Source organism: Aminobacter niigataensis (assembly GCF_014200015.1).
In the GTDB taxonomy this organism is placed as follows: Bacteria; Pseudomonadota; Alphaproteobacteria; order Rhizobiales; family Rhizobiaceae; genus Aminobacter; species Aminobacter niigataensis.
Map to the genome: position 1 here is coordinate 908,719 of NZ_JACHOT010000001.1, position 18,804 is coordinate 927,522.

Genomic DNA, 18,804 nt, shown 5'->3' on the forward strand with positions numbered 1-18,804 from the left:
TTTTCAGCATTCCCCGGGAGGAAAACATGCCTGCACCTTACGGTCTCAACGACGATAGCGTCGTCGTCATCATCGGCTCCGGAGCCGGTGGCGGCACGCTCGGCAACGAACTCGCCCAGAAGGGCATCGACGTCGTCATTCTCGAAGCCGGCCCGCGCATCGAATATGAGGACTTCATCAACGACGAGTGGGACTCCTTCGGCCAGCTTGCCTGGCTGGACAACCGCACGACCGGCGGCGGCTGGCGGGTCCACAAGGACTTTCCCAATCTGCCTGCCTGGATCGTCAAGGCGGTCGGCGGAACGACCACGCACTGGGCCGGCGCATCTCTGCGCATCCAGGAGCATGAGTTCAAGACGTTGACCAACTACGGCAAGGTCGAAGGGGCGAACCTGCTCGACTGGCCGATCACGCTCGCAGACCTCGAGCCGTATTACGCCAAGGCCGAGGACAAGATGGGTGTGACCCGCACCAACGACATTGAGGGCCTGCCCGGCAACAACAATTTCAAGGTGTTCAAGGCCGGTGCCGACAAGCTCGGCTACAAGGAATGCCACACCGGCAACATGGCGATCAACTCGGCGGATCGCGACGGCCGCATGGGCTGCCAGCAGACCGGGTTCTGCTTCCAGGGCTGCAAATGGGGCGCAAAATGGTCGACCCTCTACACTGAAATCCCCAAGGGCGAGGCGACCGGCAAGCTGGAGGTCCGGCCCAGCAGCCATGTGCTGAAGATCGAGCACGACGACAGCGGCAAGGTGACAAGCGTCGTCTACGCTGACAAGGACGGCAAGATGCAGAGCCAGAAGGCGCGCATCGTCTGCGTCGCCGGCAACTCCATCGAAAGCCCGCGGCTGCTACTCAACTCCGCCTCGTCGAAGTTCCCGGATGGGCTGGCCAATTCGTCGGGGCAGGTGGGCAAGAACTACATGCGCCATACCACCGGGTCGGTCTACGCGATCTTCGACAAGCCGGTGCACTTCTGGCGCGGCACCACCATGGCCGGCATCGTCCGGGACGAAGCCAAGCACGATCCGTCACGCGGTTTCGTCGGCGGCTACGAGCTGGAGACGCTGGCGCTCGGGCTGCCGTTCATGGCTGCATTCCTCGATCCTGGCGGCTGGGGCCGTTCGTTCACCACCGCGCTGGACCACTACGACAAGATGGCAGGCATGTGGATCGTCGGCGAGGACATGCCTCAGGAGCAGAACGCGGTGAAGCTGCACGGCGAGCTGAAGGACAAGTACGGCATGCCGATACCTGATGTCTGGTTCACCGACCATCCCAACGACGTCGCCATGCGCAACCACGCCTACAAGCAGGGCATGGCGATGTACGATGCCGTCGGTGCCACCCGCTCGTTCCCGACGCCGCCATATCCGTCGACGCACAATCTCGGCACCAACCGCATGAGCGAAAAGGCATCCGACGGCGTGGTCAACAAATGGGGCCAGACGCACGACATCAAGAACCTGTTCGTGTCCGACGGCAGCCAGTTTACCACCGGTGCGGCGGAGAACCCGACGCTCACCATCGTGTCGCTCGCCATCCGCCAGGCCGACTACATCGCCGAACAGATGGGCGCCAAGAGCATCTGACGCATCGTTTGGCCGAGCATCCTCCACAGTGGTCGGGCATTTGCCAGATTGCTGCACCGCCAAACAAAAAGCCCCGGATCGCTCCGGGGCTTTTTTCTTTGTTTTTCGGGTCTTAGACCGAGTAGTACATGTCGTACTCGACCGGGTGCGGGGTCATTTCGAAGCGCATGACCTCGGCCATCTTCAGCTCGATGAAGCTGTCGATCTGGTCGTCGTCGAAGACGCCGCCGGCCTTGAGGAAGCCGCGGTCCTTGTCGAGGCTCTGGAGCGCTTCGCGCAGGCTGCCGCAGACGGTCGGGATCTTCTTGAGTTCCTTCGCCGGCAGGTCATAGAGATCCTTGTCCATCGGCTGGCCGGGGTGGATCTTGTTCTTGATGCCGTCGAGGCCGGCCATCAGCAGCGCCGCGAAGCAGAGGTAGGGGTTCGCGCCCGGATCGGGGAAGCGGACCTCGACGCGCTTGGACTTCGGCGAGTTGCCGAACGGGATGCGGCAGGAAGCCGAGCGGTTGCGCGCGGAGTAGGCGAGCAGGACCGGGGCCTCATAGCCCGGGACCAGGCGCTTGTAGGAGTTGGTCAGCGGATTGGTGAAGGCATTGATCGCCTTGGCGTGCTTGATGACGCCGCCGATGAAATAGAGGCAGTTTTCCGACAGGCCTGCATATTCGTTGCCCGCGAAGGTCGGCTTGCCACCCTTCCAGATCGACAGGTGGACGTGCATGCCCGAGCCGTTGTCGCCGAAGATCGGCTTCGGCATGAAGGTGGCCGTCTTGCCGTAGGCGTTGGCGACCTGGTGCACGACATACTTGTAGATCAGCATCTTGTCGGCGTTGCGGACCAGCGTGTCGAACTTGATGCCGAGCTCGTGCTGGGCGGCAGCCACCTCGTGGTGGTGCTTTTCAACTCGCACGCCCATCTCGGACAGCACGGTCAGCATCTCGGAGCGCATGTCCTGGCAGCTGTCGATCGGCGGGACCGGGAAATAGCCGCCCTTGACGCGCGGACGGTGGCCGAGGTTGCCGGTCTCATAGTCGGTGTCATCGTTGGACGGCAGTTCGGTCGAATCGAGCTTGAATCCGGTGTTGTAGGGATCGGCCTTGTACTTGACGTCGTCGAAGACGAAGAATTCGGCTTCCGGGCCGACATAGACGGTGTCGCCGATGCCTTCGGCCTTGAGGTAAGCCTCGGCCTTCTTGGCAATGCCGCGCGGGTCGCGGTTGTAGGCCTCGCCCGAAACCGGGTCGAGAATGTCGCAGAGGATGACCATGGTCGACTGGGCGAAGAACGGGTCCATGTGGACCGTGTCCATGTCGGGCATCAGCACCATGTCGGATTCGTTGATGGCCTTCCAGCCGGCGATGGAGGAGCCGTCGAACATGACGCCGTCGGCGAACATGTCTTCCTCGACCTCGGCGATGTCCATGGTGACGTGGTGGAGCTTGCCCTTGGGGTCGGTGAAGCGCAGGTCAACGAACTTAACGTCGTTGTCCTTGATCTGCTTCATGATGTCTTTGGCTGTCGTCATGTGATGGTTCCCTGTCTGATGACGTTAGGACGAGAAGAAATTTCGAAGGGTCAGATGGCGTCGACGCCGGTCTCGCCGGTGCGGATGCGGACGACTTCCTCGATATTGGAGACAAAGATCTTGCCGTCGCCGATGCGTCCGGTCTGGGCCGCCTTGCGGATCGCCTCGATGGCGGCCTCGACGGATTCGTCGCCGAGCACGACCTCGATCTTCACCTTGGGCAGGAAGTCGACGACATATTCGGCGCCGCGGTAGAGCTCGGTGTGGCCCTTCTGGCGGCCGAAACCCTTGGCCTCGGTGACCGTGATGCCTTGCAGGCCGGCCTCCTGGAGCGCCTCCTTCACTTCGTCGAGCTTGAACGGCTTGATGATCGCTTCGATCTTTTTCATGCGAATACTGGCCTCCACTGCCGTAAGTCAGGGTGATGCACCCACTCGCGCCTATCTCAAGCACGAAGCGTGCCAAGTCTAGTGGCTGCGACAAGTTTGACCACTTTGCCTTGATGGCAACCGCAGAACGCTGGTTCCGGTACCGGTTTGGACCTGCCGCACGAAGATCGCCCAAAATTTCAGCGTCCTCCACCGCAAATCTATGCACAAAAAATCGGCATGGTGCTCATAATTTGCACCTGATGTGGCCAGGTGCATCTTTGTTTCGGTCAAGGGTGGCGGCGTGCTAACTCTCAAGGACGGTGCTGGAATTTTGCGGATACCGCCATGGCGTTTGAACTGCTGACACCCGACGAAATGACCGAGGCCGACAGGCTGACAATCGGCGCGGGGCCGGTCGACGGCATCGGGCTGATGCGGCGGGCAGGCGGTGCTGTCGCCGATCTGGTCCTGTCGCGGTTTGCGTCGGCACATCCCGTCCATGTGCTGTGCGGACCGGGCAACAATGGCGGCGACGGTTATGTCGTGGCGCGCCTGCTGGTGGAAAGCGGCGTCGCTGTCAGGCTTTTTGCAACAGGCGTCCCGCGTGCCGGCAGCGATGCCGCGCTCGCGGCGGCGGAGTGCCCGGTCGCGGTGGAGCCGTTGTCGGCATTCGCGCCCGAACCGGGCTCCCTGGTGGTCGACGCGCTTTATGGCGCCGGGCTTTCCAAGCCTCTTGCCGGCGAAGTCCTGGCAGCGGTCGCGCGGACTGTCGAGGCCGGTGTGCCAGTCGTCGCAGTCGACCTGCCGTCGGGTGTGTCCGGCGCAACGGGCGAGGTGTTGGGCGGCGCCTTCAAGGCGGCGGTGACAGTGACTTTCGCCCGCAAGAAGCCAGGGCACCTGCTGTTTCCCGGCCGGGCGCATTGCGGCGAAGTCATCGTCGCCGATATCGGCATTTCCGATGCGACTGTCGTTGCCACAGGGACGCGATGCCTCGAAAACGATCCGGCATGGTGGCGCCCGCTCTTCCCCTCGCCAGCCAACGACGCCCACAAATACAGCCGCGGCCATGTCGGCGTCTTTTCGGGCGGTGTGGCGGCCACCGGGGCGGCACGCCTGTCGGCGATGGCGGCGGCACGGGCAGGGGCGGGCGCGGTGACGGTCCTGTCGCCGGGGGCTGCGCTGGCGGCCAATGCGGCGCATCTCACCTCGATCATCCTCAGGCGTTCGGATAGCCTCGAAGACGCGATCGCCTTCCTCGACGCCCGCAAGCCGGCTGTCCTGGTCTACGGTCCGGGCCTGAGCCCGGAGCCCGAGGTGGGGCGCTTCGCGCTGGGGCTGATGTCGCACGCTTCCGGGCGCTTTGGTGCGCTGGTGCTTGATGCCGATGGCATCACATCGCTTTCGCACCAGAGGGCCGCCTTCTTCGAGGCCGCCAAGCGACCGATGGCGCCGGCTCTGGTGCTGACGCCGCATCATGGCGAGTTCGGCCGGCTGTTTCCCGACATCGCCGGCGACCCGTCATTGTCCAAGCTCGAGCGCGCGCGGGCTGCTGCCGCCAAGGCAAATGCCGTCATCGTCTACAAGGGTCCCGACACGGTGATCGCCGCGCCCGACGGACGGGCGGCGATCAACAGCAACGGCACGCCGCTTCTGGCGACGGCCGGTTCGGGTGACGTGCTGTCCGGCATCGTCGCAGCACTGGTGGCGCAAGCCATGCCGGCGTTCGAGGCGGCCTGCGCTGCCGTCTGGATGCATGCCGAGGCGGCGCGGCGGTTCGGGCCGGGGCTGATTGCCGAGGACCTGCCGCTGGCGCTGCGCGAGGTGGTGGCTAGGTTGAGTGTGTGAGCGGCGCCTTGCCTTCTCCCTTGCGGGAAAAGTGCCCCGCCCCTCGATAGGCTCGGGAGGGCGGATGAGGGGTGCAGGACGGATCGGGACGTTTCAGATTGCTTAGCAACCAGAGCCTTCTTCTGTAACCTCTCGTTTCTTCCAACACCACTCATCCGTCGCCTTCGGCGACACCTTCTCCCGCAAGGGGAGAAGGCAGGTCGCGCGCGTCGTCCCGGCTCTCGCTGCGCTCGGCCGGTATGACGACGTCGGCGCACGGGTGCCAAGCTTGTTCACCGCCACGCTCGCTTTCGCGCCTGGCCATTGTCAAAGAGCGGGAAGCGGGGCGCGAGGCCGTGCCTTCCGATAGTAATTATGTGGCGCGACGTTCGCGCCCCGCCCGGTTGCTTGCCCCGCTCAGTCGCCTCGGCTTTCACCGCCAGCCGCCGCAAGGCCCGGACTTGGGGGCTCATCACCCAGCAGGAGATCCGACCTCCTGCCAGCCCGGCACCGGCGCTTCCCCCCGCTGCCCGGTGCGCACCGGGGTCCCGTGGAAGATCGCAAGGATGAGGATACGGGAGGTGGAGATAGGGTGGATAAACGTGGCCGGCTATCCACGCGGGATGCTGACAGATGGTGACAGCCGCTCTTGCCTTACGAAGCAAATCTTCCGCGTCGCGATCCTTCGCCCCCCACAAGGAGGGAGATCACGCCTTCATCGGCGCCGCAGTTAATCGCCAATATCGCAAGGCTTATCCTTTACGACGTTGCAGAATGGGCGCCGCCGGCGACGAGACTAATCTCCCTCTTTGTGGGGGAGATGGCCGGCAGGCTAGAGGGGGGTGCGAAGGATCGCGACTGAGGAGACCTTTGCGTGGCGATTGCCGTTCAGAAGAACGCGAAGCGTGCAAAACCTTTTCACGCCCTGAGGGCGCAAGGGATCCGTTCGCCCGCCATCAGCCGCCACCCAGCCGCTTCATCAGCGCCATGGCGCCGAAGGGGGCGCGGACCTTGCCTTCGGTGATGAAGTAGACGAACACGTCGCGTGTCTTGGCTGGTGCGTCGGTGGAGGGGTCGGCGCGCGGCAGATCGGCCGGCATGCCACCATCGGCCCAGACCTTGGCACGCGCGGCCCATTTATCCAGGGCCTTGGGCGTGTAGCAGTCGTGGTTGTCGTCACTGCCGGTCTGCAGCCTCGCATAGACGAAATCGCCAGTGACGTCGGCAATCGCCGGATATTTGGCATGGTCGGCATAGACGATGGCGACATCATGCTTCCTGGCCAGGGCGGCGAACTCGGGGACGACGAAGGAATCGTGCCGCACCTCGACCGCGTGGCGCAGTTTCACGCCATCCTGCTTTTCCGGCAAAAGCTTGAGGAAGGCCTCGAAGTCGTCGGCATCGAACTTCTTGGTCGGCGCGAACTGCCACAGGATCGGCCCGAGCTTGTCGCCAAGCGCCGCCACACCCGAGCCGAGGAAGCGCATCATCGACTCGCCGGCCTCGCCAAGCACGCGGCGGTTGGTGACAAAACGGTTGCCCTTGAGCGCATAGACGAAACCGTCGGGGGCCTCGCTCGCCCATTTGAGGAATGTCGGTTCTTTGAAGCTGGAATAATAGGTGCCGTTGACCTCGATGGTCGGCACCTGGGCGGTGGCGAACTGAAGCTGTTTGGCCTTGGACAGCTTGTCAGGGTAGAAGGTGCCTTCCCAGGGCTCGAACGTCCAGCCGCCCATGCCGGCACGGATTTTTCCTGACTTGGTCATTCGTTCCTCCCTCGTAGTCAAGCACTTCGCAGTAGCGAGCCGCGCTTTGTGCGTGGGTCAGCCAAAATCTCGCGATTATGTCTATATTTTTCGACAGTTCTCCGAAGCCTGCGCTTTTGCTCTTGGCGGCCCACATCCCCTATTCGAGGAAACATTGTTCGATACGGAGTTGGGTCAGCTTCTGGACTCATTTTGTCTTCGTTGGTCGCGTACCACCACACTTGGAAAACTTGCACCTCTACAGGTAGGCATTTGGTCAGCAACATATAATCCAGCCACCCCATAAACAGAGGTGCATCGTTTGCGGCGTCGGAAAATTCTGCCATCAGCGCATCGTCGTCGCGAGCGCCTGCACCATCAAGCCGGTAGTAATGCTTTATTGCGTTCCAATACTGATTTCGTAGTGCCTTTATCTTGCGCATGTCGACATTTGGAAATGTCGCAAGGATATGCGTTGAAAGTGTAGGTATCTGCGCTTCTGAGGCCAATCCCTCGATGATTTCGCTGCCTCCGCACGCCAATGCCTGTACGGAAAATGGATCCTTATTTCGAATGAACAAATCCAGCGCCGCTCCGAGTGATTGCGCGCAATTTGCAGCTTGATCGACAAGTTACCTCCAGCGCCTCTCACTTCCGAGCTATTCAGCTGCCTCTCGCTTGCCGCCCGGCCGGCGCTCCAGCAGTTCCTTGAGGAACTGGCCGGTGTAGCTGCGCGGCACCGCGACGATGTCCTCGGGGCGGCCGGAAGCGACCAGTTCGCCGCCGCCGTCGCCGCCTTCGGGGCCGAGGTCGAGCACCCAGTCGGCGGTCTTGATGACCTCGAGATTGTGCTCGATGACGACGACGGTGTTGCCCTGGTCGACCAGTTCGTGCAGCACCTCGAGCAGCTTGGCGACGTCGTGGAAATGCAGGCCGGTGGTCGGCTCGTCGAGGATGTAGAGCGTCTTGCCGGTGGCCTTGCGCGACAGTTCCTTGGCGAGCTTGATGCGCTGGGCCTCGCCGCCGGACAACGTGTTGGCCTGCTGGCCGATATGGATGTAGCCGAGGCCGACCTGGTTGAGCGTCATCAGCTTGTCGCGCACCACGGGCACGGCGGCGAAGAACTCGACGCCTTCCTCGACCGTCATGTCGAGCACGTCGGCGATAGACTTGCCCTTGAACAGCACGTCGAGTGTTTCGCGGTTGTAGCGCTTGCCGTGGCAGACGTCGCAGGTGACGTAGACGTCGGGCAGGAAGTGCATCTCGATCTTGATGACGCCGTCGCCCTGGCAGGCCTCGCAGCGGCCGCCCTTGACGTTGAAGGAGAAGCGCCCGGGCTGGTAGCCGCGGGCCTTTGCTTCTGGCAGGCCCGCGAACCAGTCGCGGATCGGGGTGAACGCACCGGTGTAGGTGGCCGGGTTGGACCTCGGCGTGCGGCCGATGGGCGACTGGTCGATGTCGATGACCTTGTCAAGGAATTCGAGGCCCTCGATGCGGTCGTGCTCGGCCGGGTGCTCGCGCGAGCCCATGATGCGGCGCGAGGCCGCCTTGAACAAAGTCTCGATCAGGAAGGTCGACTTGCCGCCGCCCGACACGCCGGTGACGGCGGTGAAGGTGCCCAATGGGATTTCGGCGGTGACGTCCTTCAGATTGTTGCCGCGCGCGCCCACGACCTTGATGCGGCGGTTCTTCTTCAGCTCGCGACGCTGGGCCGGCGTGGCGATCTCGAGCTCGCCCGACAGGTATTTGCCGGTGATCGAGTTGGGGTTGGCCATGACCTGCTGCGGCGTGCCCTCGGCGATGATGTTGCCGCCATGGATGCCGGCGGCCGGGCCGATGTCGACGACATAGTCGGCGGTCAGGATGGCGTCCTCGTCATGCTCGACGACGATGACGGTGTTGCCGATGTCCCTGAGGTGGCGCAGCGTGTCGAGCAGGCGGGCATTGTCGCGCTGGTGCAGACCGATCGACGGCTCGTCGAGCACGTAGAGCACGCCGGTCAGGCCCGAGCCGATCTGGGACGCCAGCCGGATACGCTGGCTTTCGCCGCCCGACAGCGTGCCGGAATTGCGCGACAGGGTCAGATATTCGAGGCCAACGTCGTTGAGGAAGCGCAGGCGCTCGCGGATTTCCTTGAGGATGCGGACGGCGATCTCGTTCTGCTTGTCATTGAGCGCGCCGGGCAGGGCCTCGAACCAGGCATTGGCCTTGCGGATCGACTGCTCGGTGACCTCGCCGATGTGCTTGCCGGCGATCTTGACGGCGAGCGATTCCGGCTTGAGGCGATAGCCGGCGCAGGTCGGGCAGGGCGTCGCCGACATGAAGCGCTCGATCTCTTCGCGCATCCAGGCGGATTCCGTCTCTTTCCAGCGGCGCTGGAGATTGGGGATGACGCCTTCGAAGGTCTTGGTCGTCTTGTAGGAGCGCAGGCCGTCGTCATAGTTGAAGGTGATTTCCTTCGTGCCGGTACCGTGCAGGATGGCTTCCTGCGCCTCGGGCGAAAGGTCGCGCCAGCGGTCGCCGATCTTGAAGCCGTAGACCTTGCCGAGCGCTTCCAGCGTCTGGGTGTAATAGGGCGAGGTCGACTTGGCCCAGGGCGCAACCGCACCCTCGCGCAGCGAGACATGGTCTTCCGGTACGATCAGCAGGGGATCGATGGCGCGCTGGTTGCCGAGGCCGTCGCAGGCCGGGCAGGCACCGAACGGGTTGTTGAAGGAGAACAGCCGGGGCTCGATCTCGGGAATGGTGAAACCCGACACCGGACAGGCGAATTTCTCGGAGAAAAGAATGCGCTCGTGGGTTTCGTTCGCGGACTTGTTGACGGAGTCCGCGCCGGTCTGGCTGGCGTCGAGCGGCTTGTCGGCGAATTCGGCGACGGCCAGGCCTTCGGCCAGCTTGAGCGCGGTTTCCATCGAATCCGCAAGACGCGTGGCAAGGTCCGGGCGAACGACGATGCGGTCGACGACGACGTCGATGTCGTGCTTGTACTTCTTGTCGAGCACCGGTGCTTCGCCGATCTCGTAGAAGGCGCCATCGATCTTGACGCGCTGGAAGCCCTTCTTCTGGAGCTCGGCGAGTTCCTTCTTGTACTCGCCCTTGCGGCCCCGGACGATGGGCGCAAGGATGAACAGGCGCGTGCCTTCGTCGACCGCAAGCACGCGGTCGACCATCTGCGAAACCGTCTGGCTCTCGATCGGCAGGCCGGTCGCCGGCGAATAGGGCACGCCGACACGCGCGAATAGCAGGCGCATGTAGTCGTAGATTTCGGTGACGGTGCCGACCGTCGAGCGCGGATTGCGCGAGGTCGTCTTCTGCTCGATCGAGATCGCCGGCGACAGGCCGTCGATCTGGTCGACGTCGGGCTTCTGCATCATCTCGAGGAACTGGCGGGCATAGGCCGACAGGCTCTCGACATAACGGCGCTGGCCTTCGGCATAGATGGTGTCGAAGGCGAGCGACGACTTGCCCGAGCCGGACAGGCCGGTCATCACGATCAGCCGGTCGCGCGGCAGGTCGAGATCGACGTTCTTGAGATTGTGCTCGCGCGCACCGCGAATGGAAATGTACTTGTGATCGGCCATTGCCGCGCCGCCGCCTCAAATCTGGAATTGCTCGGAGTGGCGGGTTTGCCCGACCATTCCCTCATGTAGGTATTTTCGCCGCCCGGTCGAGAGGCAGCGCAATACACCCCGCACTGCGTTTAAGCGCCTTTGGCGGGCAGGGGCAAGGGAAAAGAACAAAGGCCGAACGGGCTCCTGACAACGTTATGGCAGGAGCCCGGCAGGGCGAGAGCCAGGCTTCGATCACATTTTTCGCCTCTAACAACGTTGTGGTTGACGTAGCGGAATCAGGGATGCAAACTCCTGACGTCGCCTGAAGCCGAGCCTCTCTTGAGGGCTCCTCACCATGCTACGGTCGGTCTGCGAGACGCCGCAGACACGCGAGTTGAGCAGCAGGCGTACAATTGGCGCAACTGACGTAGGAGCTAGGCATGACTCCACCGGACAGTCCCTTAAGGTTCCGCTAGCGAGACGGAACCGCAGCAGGCAGAGGTGCCGGCATTTCTGTTAGGAAAAGCCCTGCAAACCGTGACCTACTGATCCCCTACAATTTGAGACCATGGTCGGATCTGTGGCCGAGAGCCACTATGAATCCGAGAGAGCAAAGCCGGTAAACCACTCCCGGCAGTCAAGGGTATAACCCGACAAAAGGCCCCGTGCGCTCCTGGGAGCGGCGGGGCCATATTTTTTGGGCTGTTTCTTGGGTCGGGAGACTTGCCCGTCGACGGCAAGGGCTGCCTGCAGCATCCCATGGGCGATGATCTTTCTAGCGACGTGGCGAATGCGTCTCGGCGGCCATTTGGCATACTCCTAGCTTTGATCCGTCAGGGGGGACGCGACGAAACTGGTGCCGGGCCATTAAGATCGGCTGTCGGCCGGTGAGGCTTGCCAGCGGTTCAGGATGCCAAGGGCAGAGGTGGCCGCGTGATGAATGCCTCCCCCTATTCTATACTGCACTATTGCCGCGATCCGACATCAGCCCTGCACTATTGCCGCGGTCCGACATCAGCAGGACGCAAGGCCCGTTATTCCAGCCGGTTGGAGGCTGAAGGCAGAATTCAGTGAAGTGACGTTTTCCGAATACATCAAGATAATCGGCATAGCCAAAGAAGAACAGCTTGCCTTTGGACATACCCTTCAACTCGTCCTGCAATCTCGCCCAAGTACGCGCTGTTATTTCGGTTTCGAGTTCGCGCAGATGTGTCGGACCGAGCGACTCTTCAGCGGAGTCGCGGGTCATATTTCGCCAATTTTCCACGTCAGGCTCTTCGGCGGCGAAAATGTTGGTTGCAGCCGTCAAGCGCTGAGCCGGCGTCTGTCCAACGTTTTCAAGCCTAATCAGGTAAACGAGGACTGGCGTACTAGACTTTGGTTTTGGTGGAGAGAACCTGGTTATCCTTCCGTCCTTAATGGCAACGTAGGCCCGACTTTGTGTCTCGGAAGAGACACGCAGCTGTTTCAGCGTTTGCCACAAGACAAGCAAGGACAAGGCGGCGAGCCCGAACGCTGCAAATTCGACCACGTCACAATTGTTGTCACACCAATTCACTTGGCGCGCCTCTCCTGTTGACCAAGAATAACATGTTTACGATGGGAGAGCAGCATGAACGCACCGGGGCTCCTTTCGCCAAGCAGTTCCTGAAGCAGTCGAAGCAGAACAGGCGCGATCTGCGCCATGCTCACATCGATTGACGTCTACCGGCGCGTTGCCAGTTTCCTCAGTACTGAAATAGAGTACGTCGTTCGAACCATCGGGGAGGACAATGACTGTTCGTCAGACGCAGCTTATCGGCCTGCTCGGGGGCATGAGCTGGGAATCCAGCGCGCTCTATTATCGCCTAATCAACGAGGCGACGCATCGCCGGCTGGGCGGACACCACAATGCGCGCTCGCTGATGTTCACGCTCGATTTCGACGAGCTGAACGATCTAGCCGCCAGGGGCGAGTGGGAGCGTGTCGCCGAAGTGATCACCAAGGCTGCGCGGCATCTCGAGGCCGGCGGCGCGGCTTTCGCCATGATGACCGCGGTGACGGCGCACTACGTCGCCGACAAGGTTGCCGAGGCGATCAAGATCCCACTGCTGCACATCGCCGATCCGACCGGCAAGTCGCTGCAGGCTGCCGGACACCAGCGGGTCGGGCTGCTGGGCACGCGCTACACGATGGAGCTGGGCTTCCTGGCCGAGCGGCTGCAACGGCAATTCGGCATCGAAGTGCTGGTTCCGCCGGAAGAGGAGCGAACAGCCTTGCATCGCATCATCATCGATGAGCTGACGCTCGGCATCGTGAAGCCGGAGTCCAGGGCGGAGCTGTTGCAACTGGCCAATGGGCTGGAGGCGCGCGGAGCCGACGCAATCGTGGTCGCCTGCACGGAGCTGCCGTTGCTGGTGGCCATGGAGGACTATCCGATGCCCGGTTATGACGTGGTCAGGCTCCACGCCGAGGCGGCAGTGGAGCTGGCGCTTGCCGGCGCGCCATCGCAAGACGAACGGGGCTGAAGCAGCAACATGGCGCCACCACCCGTGCCGAGGACGATCATGGAGGCGCTGTCGCGCCATCCGGAGGCGGTGCGGGCGCGGCTGCTCGATATCCGCAGCCTGATCTTCGAGGTCGCGGCGGAAAGCGAAGGCGTCGGGCCGCTGACCGAAACGCTCAAATGGGGCGAGCCTGCCTATCTGACCGAGGCCAGCGGCAGCGGCTCGACCGTGAGGCTGGGCGCGCCAAGGTCTTTTCCCGACAAATGCGCGGTGTTCTTCAACTGCAATACGACGCTTCTGGAGACCTTCCGTTCGCATCTCGGCGGCGAGCTGGAATTCGAAGGCAACAGGGCCGTCATCGTGCCGGCCGAGGCGGCCGTTCCGGAAGCGGCTCTGGCATTCTGCCTGCACGCGGCGCTGACATATCACCAGCGGAAAGCCGGCCAGCGACCATGACGTGGGCAGGCGGTTGAGCGAGGCGGCGCTGCCGTGGGAAGTACCCGTCCGTACCGAAGCCGCTCGCAATCGTCAGATGCCGAGCCTTTGGCGCAATTCCTGCTGATAGGCGCGGGAAACCGACCATGGCTTGGACAGTGTCCGCAATCGAACATCCCATCTGACGCCGCTGGGTGGCCGGTCGAGTTCGACGACGTGTTGCAGATTGACGATGGCGGTGCGGTGGATGCGCATGAATCCTGCCTTCGGCACCAGGCCAGCCCAGATCTTGAGCGGACGCTGGTCGAGCACCACCGATCCATCGCCAAGCCAGACCTCGGTGTAGTTCTGGGCGGAGCGCAGCCCCAGAATTTCGTCCAGGCCAACGCCGCGCGCACCGCTTTGGCGCAACAGAAAGATCAGAGGCGCGGGCGTGGCGGCAGCGTCGGCGAGGGGCTGTCCGACGGGAGCGGGGCAGCCATAACGGGCCGTAGCGATGAGCGCGGCACACCTGGAGAGTTCGTTGGCCTCCTCGAGGCGCCAGCGGCGCTTATGCCTGGTCATGTCGAAGCCGAGGCAGGCGCGCAGGCTGCCGTCATGCATGACCGGAACGCATAAGACGCTCTTGTCGTTTTGCCGGAGCATTTCGATCTGAAGCGAACGGGCGACGCGCGGCAGGTTGTCCACATCATGGATCATCAGAGCCTCACCCTTGACCAGAGATTGATGCAACCAGGCGATCAGGGTGACCGGCGTATCCTGCAATTCCTTGAGGAAGGATCGGACGCCGCAGCGGCACCATTCATACGCATTGCGAAAACGCAGGTGGTGCAGGTCGTATTCCAGCATGAACACGCGGTCGACATCGGCTGCCTTGCCGATGTCCGCAAACAGCATCGAAATGGCCTCGTCGACCGGGTTGGACAGAAGCCGCTTCGACGCCTGATAGGCCCAATCCAATTCAGGTTCCGATGAGCAGCAATCGATTGCTTCGAACGGTCTCCGTCCCGGCATGTCCAACCGCGTCCTAGGGCAAGACGCGCAGCAGGAGCCTCGGTCGGTCTAGCGTTGCTTTGGGCAACAGGGCGCAACGTCCGCATTCAAGCATCGGTAATGTGTCCATGGAAAATTCAAATATATAAAATAGCTTTCAATAGCACTTCACCAAAGTTGTTGAAACATAAAACTCGACCGTTCATCCGACCGGCGTGGTGATTGGTCATCTCGTTGTTGTCGCCCTCCCAATTCGCTGTCACCGACGATTTTGTCGGGGTCGATTCCGACTTGGGGGGAGTTTCGATGAATAGAATTCGCTTTTCGCCAGCTGCGAAATGACTGCTTTTCAGTCAACACCTGCATTTGGCAGTCGGAGGCTGGGTCGTTTTGGAGTCTGGAGCGACCCGGCATTCGCCGTCGGCCTGGTGGTCCTGTGGGTCGCCCTGGCATTTTTCTTCAACCGTTTGCCACAAATCGACAAGGCCGTGTCGTCGCTGTTCTTTGCCGCGACCAATTGCGCGACGGGGGATGCCACCCGTATCTGCGGAGAATTTCCCGCGGCGGACATGAATGGCTACAAGTTGCTGCGGAGCGCTTTCATGGCTTTGCCAATCGTCGCTGCCCTGGTGGTTGCGGCCATTCTCTCGCGTGATCTTGTTGCCGGCCGCAGATGGCATCACGAGCGGGTTCGCGCATCCGCGGTGGCGCTTGCTGCGCTCGCGGTGGGGCCGGGCCTGCTGGTGAACGCCTTCCTGAAGGAATACATCGGGCGGGCGCGGCCGCAGAGCACATCGTTGTTTGGCGGCGAGCAACCTTTTGTGGCGGCAGCGGAATGGTCGGATGCCTGCCAGCACAACTGTTCTTTCGTTTCGGGGGAGGCGGCGGCCATTGCCTGGCTCGCCTGTCTCTTGCCCCTGTGCTCAAGGCAGGTGAGGCGCATGCTGATCCTGCCAATGGGGCTCATCATCGTCACGGCCGGTATGCTGCGCGTCGCATTTGGACGCCATTTCCTTTCCGACGTTGTTCTTGGCTCCCTTTCCACACTGGTTGTCTTCTGCCTTCTGGCCTGGGCCTGCGAATATCTGGCACGCGGCAGCCGGGTGTTGGCTCCGAGATAGCTCTAGCAACTCGCAAGCTTGCCGGCTGGCCAGGCGTGTGCGTCGGGCCGGCGATCGCGACATCGAAGGCGGCGAGTCCGCTTTCCCAAAGGCCTTGCCAACACCCGCCAAAAGCCTTAGAACAAAATAAGAACAAAAATGACTTGTGGACTGCACAAGGATTTCAGCCTGCAGGGGGCGCGGGCGGACGGTGCAATGGGCTAGGGTGCGCCTTCATATTTTCTTGGAATTCGGTTTCGGACGAGCGCGGAGCGGTGTCATGGCAGGTAGCGTCAACAAGGTCATTCTGGTCGGCAATCTGGGGGCGGACCCTGAAATCCGCCGGCTCAATTCGGGCGAGCCGGTCGTCAACCTGCGCATCGCGACCTCGGAAAGCTGGCGCGACAAGAACTCGGGCGAGCGCAAGGAAAAGACCGAGTGGCACCAGGTCGTCATCTTCAACGACAACCTCGCCAAGGTCGCCGAGCAGTACCTGAAGAAGGGCATGAAGGTTTACATCGAAGGCCAGCTCCAGACCCGCAAGTGGGAGAAGGACGGCATCGAGCGCTACACCACCGAAATCGTGCTGCAGAAATTCCGCGGCGAGCTGCAGATGCTCGACGCGCGCGGCCAGGGCGGTGACGCAGGTTATGGCGGCGGCCAGGTCGGCTATGGCGGCGGGCAGGGTGGCGGCTATGGCGGCGGCGGTGGTGGACGCGGATCCGATTTCGGCCAGTCGAGCCCGACCGACAGCTATGGCGGCGGACGTGGCGGTTCAGGCGGCGGCGGTGGTGGCCGTAGCGGCGGCCAGGGTGGCGGCGGAATGGGCGGTGGCGGCTCGCGCGACCTCGACGACGAAATCCCGTTCTGATCCAGCTAGGCGCGGGTGGGTGATGGATTTCAAAGTCCTAAGCCCGCACGCTGCCTCGGACCATGGCAATCCCGCAGAACAAAGCTGAACTGCTCGAGGCCATCAATGCCAGCTATGACAGGCTGGCGCGTGATTTGGCGACCATACCGGAACATCTGGCCGATGAAGCCAGCCTCGATGGGCATGCCAAGGGAACTCTGATGAGTGTCCGCGACCTGGTCTCCTACCTCGTAGGCTGGAACGAACTGGTGCTTAAATGGCATGCGGGCCGTACTGCCGGGGCGGCTGTCGACTTTCCGGAAACCGGCTTCAAGTGGAGCGAACTCGGCCGCCTGGCGCAGAAGTTCTATGGCGACTATCGATCGCTTGCCTTTCCCGAACTGTTGCAGCGTCTTGGCGAAGCCAAGGCACGGATTGTCGCGCTGGTGGAAAGCCTGGGCGATGGCGAGCTCTACGGTGCGCCATGGTACGAGAAATACACGCTGGGCCGGATGACCCAGTTCAACACGTCTTCGCCCTACGCCAATGCGCGAGGCCGCCTGCACAGGTGGAAGAAGGCGAAGGGGCTGGATTGATTTGCCCCTAACTCCGGGGTGTTGAACGGACGACTCTGCGGCAATCCGACTTTCGTTACCAGAAGTTGTAGCATCAATCGCGCGCGCAAAGAACTTTCGCGACGGGGCGCGATCTCGCAGCCTCGCGAATCTTTCAGGTTCGCGTTAGTAAACGCAAATGGGATTCGGGGTCTTTATTCACAGGTCGGATTCGATCTACGACGACAATCCAGCTGAGCGGTATCAGTTTCCGCCGCAATACCTGCGCAGGGTCCAAGCGTGCATCGGCGATTGGATCATCTACTATGAACCTCGCAAGGTTCCGGGCACGCGAGGATACTTCGCTGTCGCCAAGGTGCAGCAGGTTATTCCAGACCCCGGTGCGCAGGGCATGTTTCTCGCTCTGATCGAGTCGGGCACTTACCTCGATTTCGCGATGCCCGTTCCGTTCAGCGGCACCGCGGGATTGGTCGAAAGGGGTGTTCTCAACAATGACGGGCGCATCTCCGGCCGCGCCCAGGCGGCAGTGCGACCGCTTTCGCCCAGCGATTTCAGCCGGATCGTCGCGCTCGGGTTGGATCAAGCGGAGCCTCTACTTCCGAGGGTCGATCCGGCATTTCCTGGTACAGGCTTGTCCGAAGAGCAGACGCCGTTCGTTTTCGAGGAGAGCCGAGAGCGGGTCCAGCACCTGACGTCAAGGATCGTGCGCGACCGCGTCTTCCGAAAGATCGTCCTGCGCGCCTATGACGAGCGCTGCGCGGTGACTGGACTGAAGCTCATCAACGGCGGCGGACGTGCGGAGGTGGAAGCCGCTCACATCCGGCCTGTGGAGGCAAGCGGACCTGACGTTGTGAGCAATGGCATCGCCCTTTCAGGTACGGCTCACTGGATGTTCGACAGGGGCCTAATCGGCTTGTCGGATGATCTCGATATCCTGATTTCTCGGCATGCAAATGATCCCGATGGCATAAGGGAATTGTCAATCGCACCGGGCGTGCGATCGTTCCACTGCGCTGCTCCGAGCAGCCGCACCGACATTTCCTGCATTGGCATCGCAATCACTGCTTCAAGCAGTAGGCTGGTCTCGTCACCGCGCGCTGTAGCGCAATTCACATCGCGATCAATGCCTTGATGCCGTCGGCGACGAACTGGACGGCGAGTGCGGCGAGGATTACGCCGAGCAGGCGGGTGAGGATCGAGCGGCCGGTCTGGCCGAGAAACTGGTCAATGCGTTCGGCGAGAATGAACACCAGATAGGTCAGCGCCAAGCAGGCCAGGATGATCAGCACCAGCGCGAGCTGGCCGGCCCAACCCTGGAACGAACCCGACAACAGAACCGTGGCCGAGATGGCGCCGGGGCCGGCGATCAGTGGGATGGCGAGCGGGAAGGCGGCGATGTTGTGGATGTGGTCGCGGGTGATGGCGACATCCGAGATCTTCTCCTTGCGGTCCTGCCGCTTCTCGAAAACCATCTCGAAGGCGATGAAGAACAGCAGGAAGCCGCCGGCGACGCGGAAGGCCGGCAGCGTGATGCCGAAGACCGTCAGGATGGCAGCGCCCGCAATGGCAAAGACGGCCAGCACGATGAAGGCGATGATGCTGGCACGCATCGAAACCTGGAGGCGCTGCTCGCGGTTCATGCCGCGGGTGACTGCCAGGAACAGGGGTGCCAGGCCGGGCGGGTCGATGGTCACGAGAATGGTGACGAAGGCATTGAAAACACTGTCGAAAAACGGCATCCGATGTCTCCCCCG

General features: G+C 62.2%; 15 protein-coding genes and 1 pseudogene. 8 read left to right on the forward strand and 8 right to left on the reverse strand.

The features are described from left to right. Positions 1 to 26: 26 nt before the first annotated feature. The gene (locus tag GGQ99_RS04565; RefSeq protein WP_108608051.1) at positions 27 to 1,598 is read left to right on the forward strand and encodes a GMC family oxidoreductase; all 1,572 of its coding nucleotides are present in this window, start codon (positions 27 to 29) and stop codon (positions 1,596 to 1,598) included. Between the two features lie 112 nt (positions 1,599 to 1,710). Here GGQ99_RS04565 and glnA read toward each other — a convergent pair whose 3' ends face one another. After that, a complete protein-coding gene (glnA, locus tag GGQ99_RS04570) occupies positions 1,711 to 3,120 on the reverse strand; it encodes a type I glutamate--ammonia ligase (protein ID WP_108608052.1) in 1,410 nt (469 codons plus the stop codon). A 50-nt stretch (positions 3,121 to 3,170) separates the two neighbouring features. Continuing rightward, entirely contained in the window at positions 3,171 to 3,509 is a 339-nt protein-coding gene (locus tag GGQ99_RS04575) for a P-II family nitrogen regulator (RefSeq protein WP_055976860.1), read from the reverse strand. Between the two features lie 327 nt (positions 3,510 to 3,836). Here GGQ99_RS04575 and GGQ99_RS04580 point away from each other — a divergent pair, with 327 nt between their 5' ends. Further along, positions 3,837 to 5,336 carry an NAD(P)H-hydrate dehydratase gene (locus GGQ99_RS04580; protein WP_183260974.1) on the forward strand — a complete coding sequence of 500 codons (1,500 nt, stop codon included), beginning with the start codon at positions 3,837 to 3,839 and terminating at the stop codon, positions 5,334 to 5,336. Between the two features lie 935 nt (positions 5,337 to 6,271). Here GGQ99_RS04580 and GGQ99_RS04585 read toward each other — a convergent pair. The 4 genes from GGQ99_RS04585 to GGQ99_RS04600 all read right to left on the reverse strand — a co-directional run bounded on the left by GGQ99_RS04585 (position 6,272) and on the right by GGQ99_RS04600 (position 12,142). Continuing rightward, a complete protein-coding gene (locus GGQ99_RS04585) occupies positions 6,272 to 7,081 on the reverse strand; it encodes a DUF72 domain-containing protein (protein WP_183260976.1) in 810 nt (269 codons plus the stop codon). Positions 7,082 to 7,098: 17 nt separating this feature from the next. Next, positions 7,099 to 7,641 (reverse strand): hypothetical protein, encoded by a 543-nt coding sequence (locus GGQ99_RS04590; RefSeq protein WP_183260978.1) that lies wholly within the window; start codon positions 7,639 to 7,641, stop codon positions 7,099 to 7,101. Between the two features lie 78 nt (positions 7,642 to 7,719). Then, a complete protein-coding gene (gene uvrA, locus GGQ99_RS04595) occupies positions 7,720 to 10,641 on the reverse strand; it encodes an excinuclease ABC subunit UvrA (RefSeq protein ID WP_108608056.1) in 2,922 nt (973 codons plus the stop codon). A gap of 925 nt (positions 10,642 to 11,566) precedes the next feature. Further along, positions 11,567 to 12,142 (reverse strand): hypothetical protein, encoded by a 576-nt coding sequence (locus tag GGQ99_RS04600; protein ID WP_183260980.1) that lies wholly within the window; start codon positions 12,140 to 12,142, stop codon positions 11,567 to 11,569. 241 nt (positions 12,143 to 12,383) lie between these two features. On the opposite strand from GGQ99_RS04600, the gene GGQ99_RS04605 reads away from it, so the two are divergent. Together GGQ99_RS04605 and GGQ99_RS04610 are read left to right on the forward strand one after the other, a co-directional pair. After that, positions 12,384 to 13,118 (forward strand): aspartate/glutamate racemase family protein, encoded by a 735-nt coding sequence (locus tag GGQ99_RS04605; RefSeq protein ID WP_183260982.1) that lies wholly within the window; start codon positions 12,384 to 12,386, stop codon positions 13,116 to 13,118. Positions 13,119 to 13,127: 9 nt separating this feature from the next. Further along, entirely contained in the window at positions 13,128 to 13,553 is a 426-nt protein-coding gene (locus tag GGQ99_RS04610; protein ID WP_183260984.1) for a DUF1801 domain-containing protein, read from the forward strand. Positions 13,554 to 13,625: 72 nt separating this feature from the next. Here GGQ99_RS04610 and GGQ99_RS04615 read toward each other — a convergent pair whose 3' ends face one another. Further along, on the reverse strand, positions 13,626 to 14,492 hold the full coding sequence (locus GGQ99_RS04615; RefSeq protein ID WP_210307734.1) for a LytTR family transcriptional regulator DNA-binding domain-containing protein: 867 nt from the start codon (positions 14,490 to 14,492) through the stop codon (positions 13,626 to 13,628). Between the two features lie 371 nt (positions 14,493 to 14,863). On the opposite strand from GGQ99_RS04615, the gene GGQ99_RS04620 reads away from it, so the two are divergent. From GGQ99_RS04620 to GGQ99_RS04635, 4 genes and pseudogenes are all read left to right on the forward strand, one after another. Continuing rightward, a complete protein-coding gene (locus GGQ99_RS04620) occupies positions 14,864 to 15,646 on the forward strand; it encodes a phosphatase PAP2 family protein (RefSeq protein WP_183260986.1) in 783 nt (260 codons plus the stop codon). 259 nt (positions 15,647 to 15,905) lie between these two features. Continuing rightward, entirely contained in the window at positions 15,906 to 16,496 is a 591-nt protein-coding gene (ssb, locus tag GGQ99_RS04625; RefSeq protein ID WP_108608060.1) for a single-stranded DNA-binding protein, read from the forward strand. A 62-nt stretch (positions 16,497 to 16,558) separates the two neighbouring features. Continuing rightward, a complete protein-coding gene (locus GGQ99_RS04630) occupies positions 16,559 to 17,071 on the forward strand; it encodes a ClbS/DfsB family four-helix bundle protein (protein ID WP_183260988.1) in 513 nt (170 codons plus the stop codon). A gap of 157 nt (positions 17,072 to 17,228) precedes the next feature. Further along, positions 17,229 to 18,127, forward strand: a pseudogene (locus GGQ99_RS04635) (HNH endonuclease). 32 nt (positions 18,128 to 18,159) lie between these two features. On the opposite strand, the gene GGQ99_RS04640 reads toward GGQ99_RS04635, so the two are convergent. Next, positions 18,160 to 18,789, reverse strand: coding sequence for a MarC family protein (locus GGQ99_RS04640; RefSeq protein WP_055976792.1), 630 nt, complete (start codon positions 18,787 to 18,789; stop codon positions 18,160 to 18,162). Positions 18,790 to 18,804 lie beyond the last annotated feature (15 nt).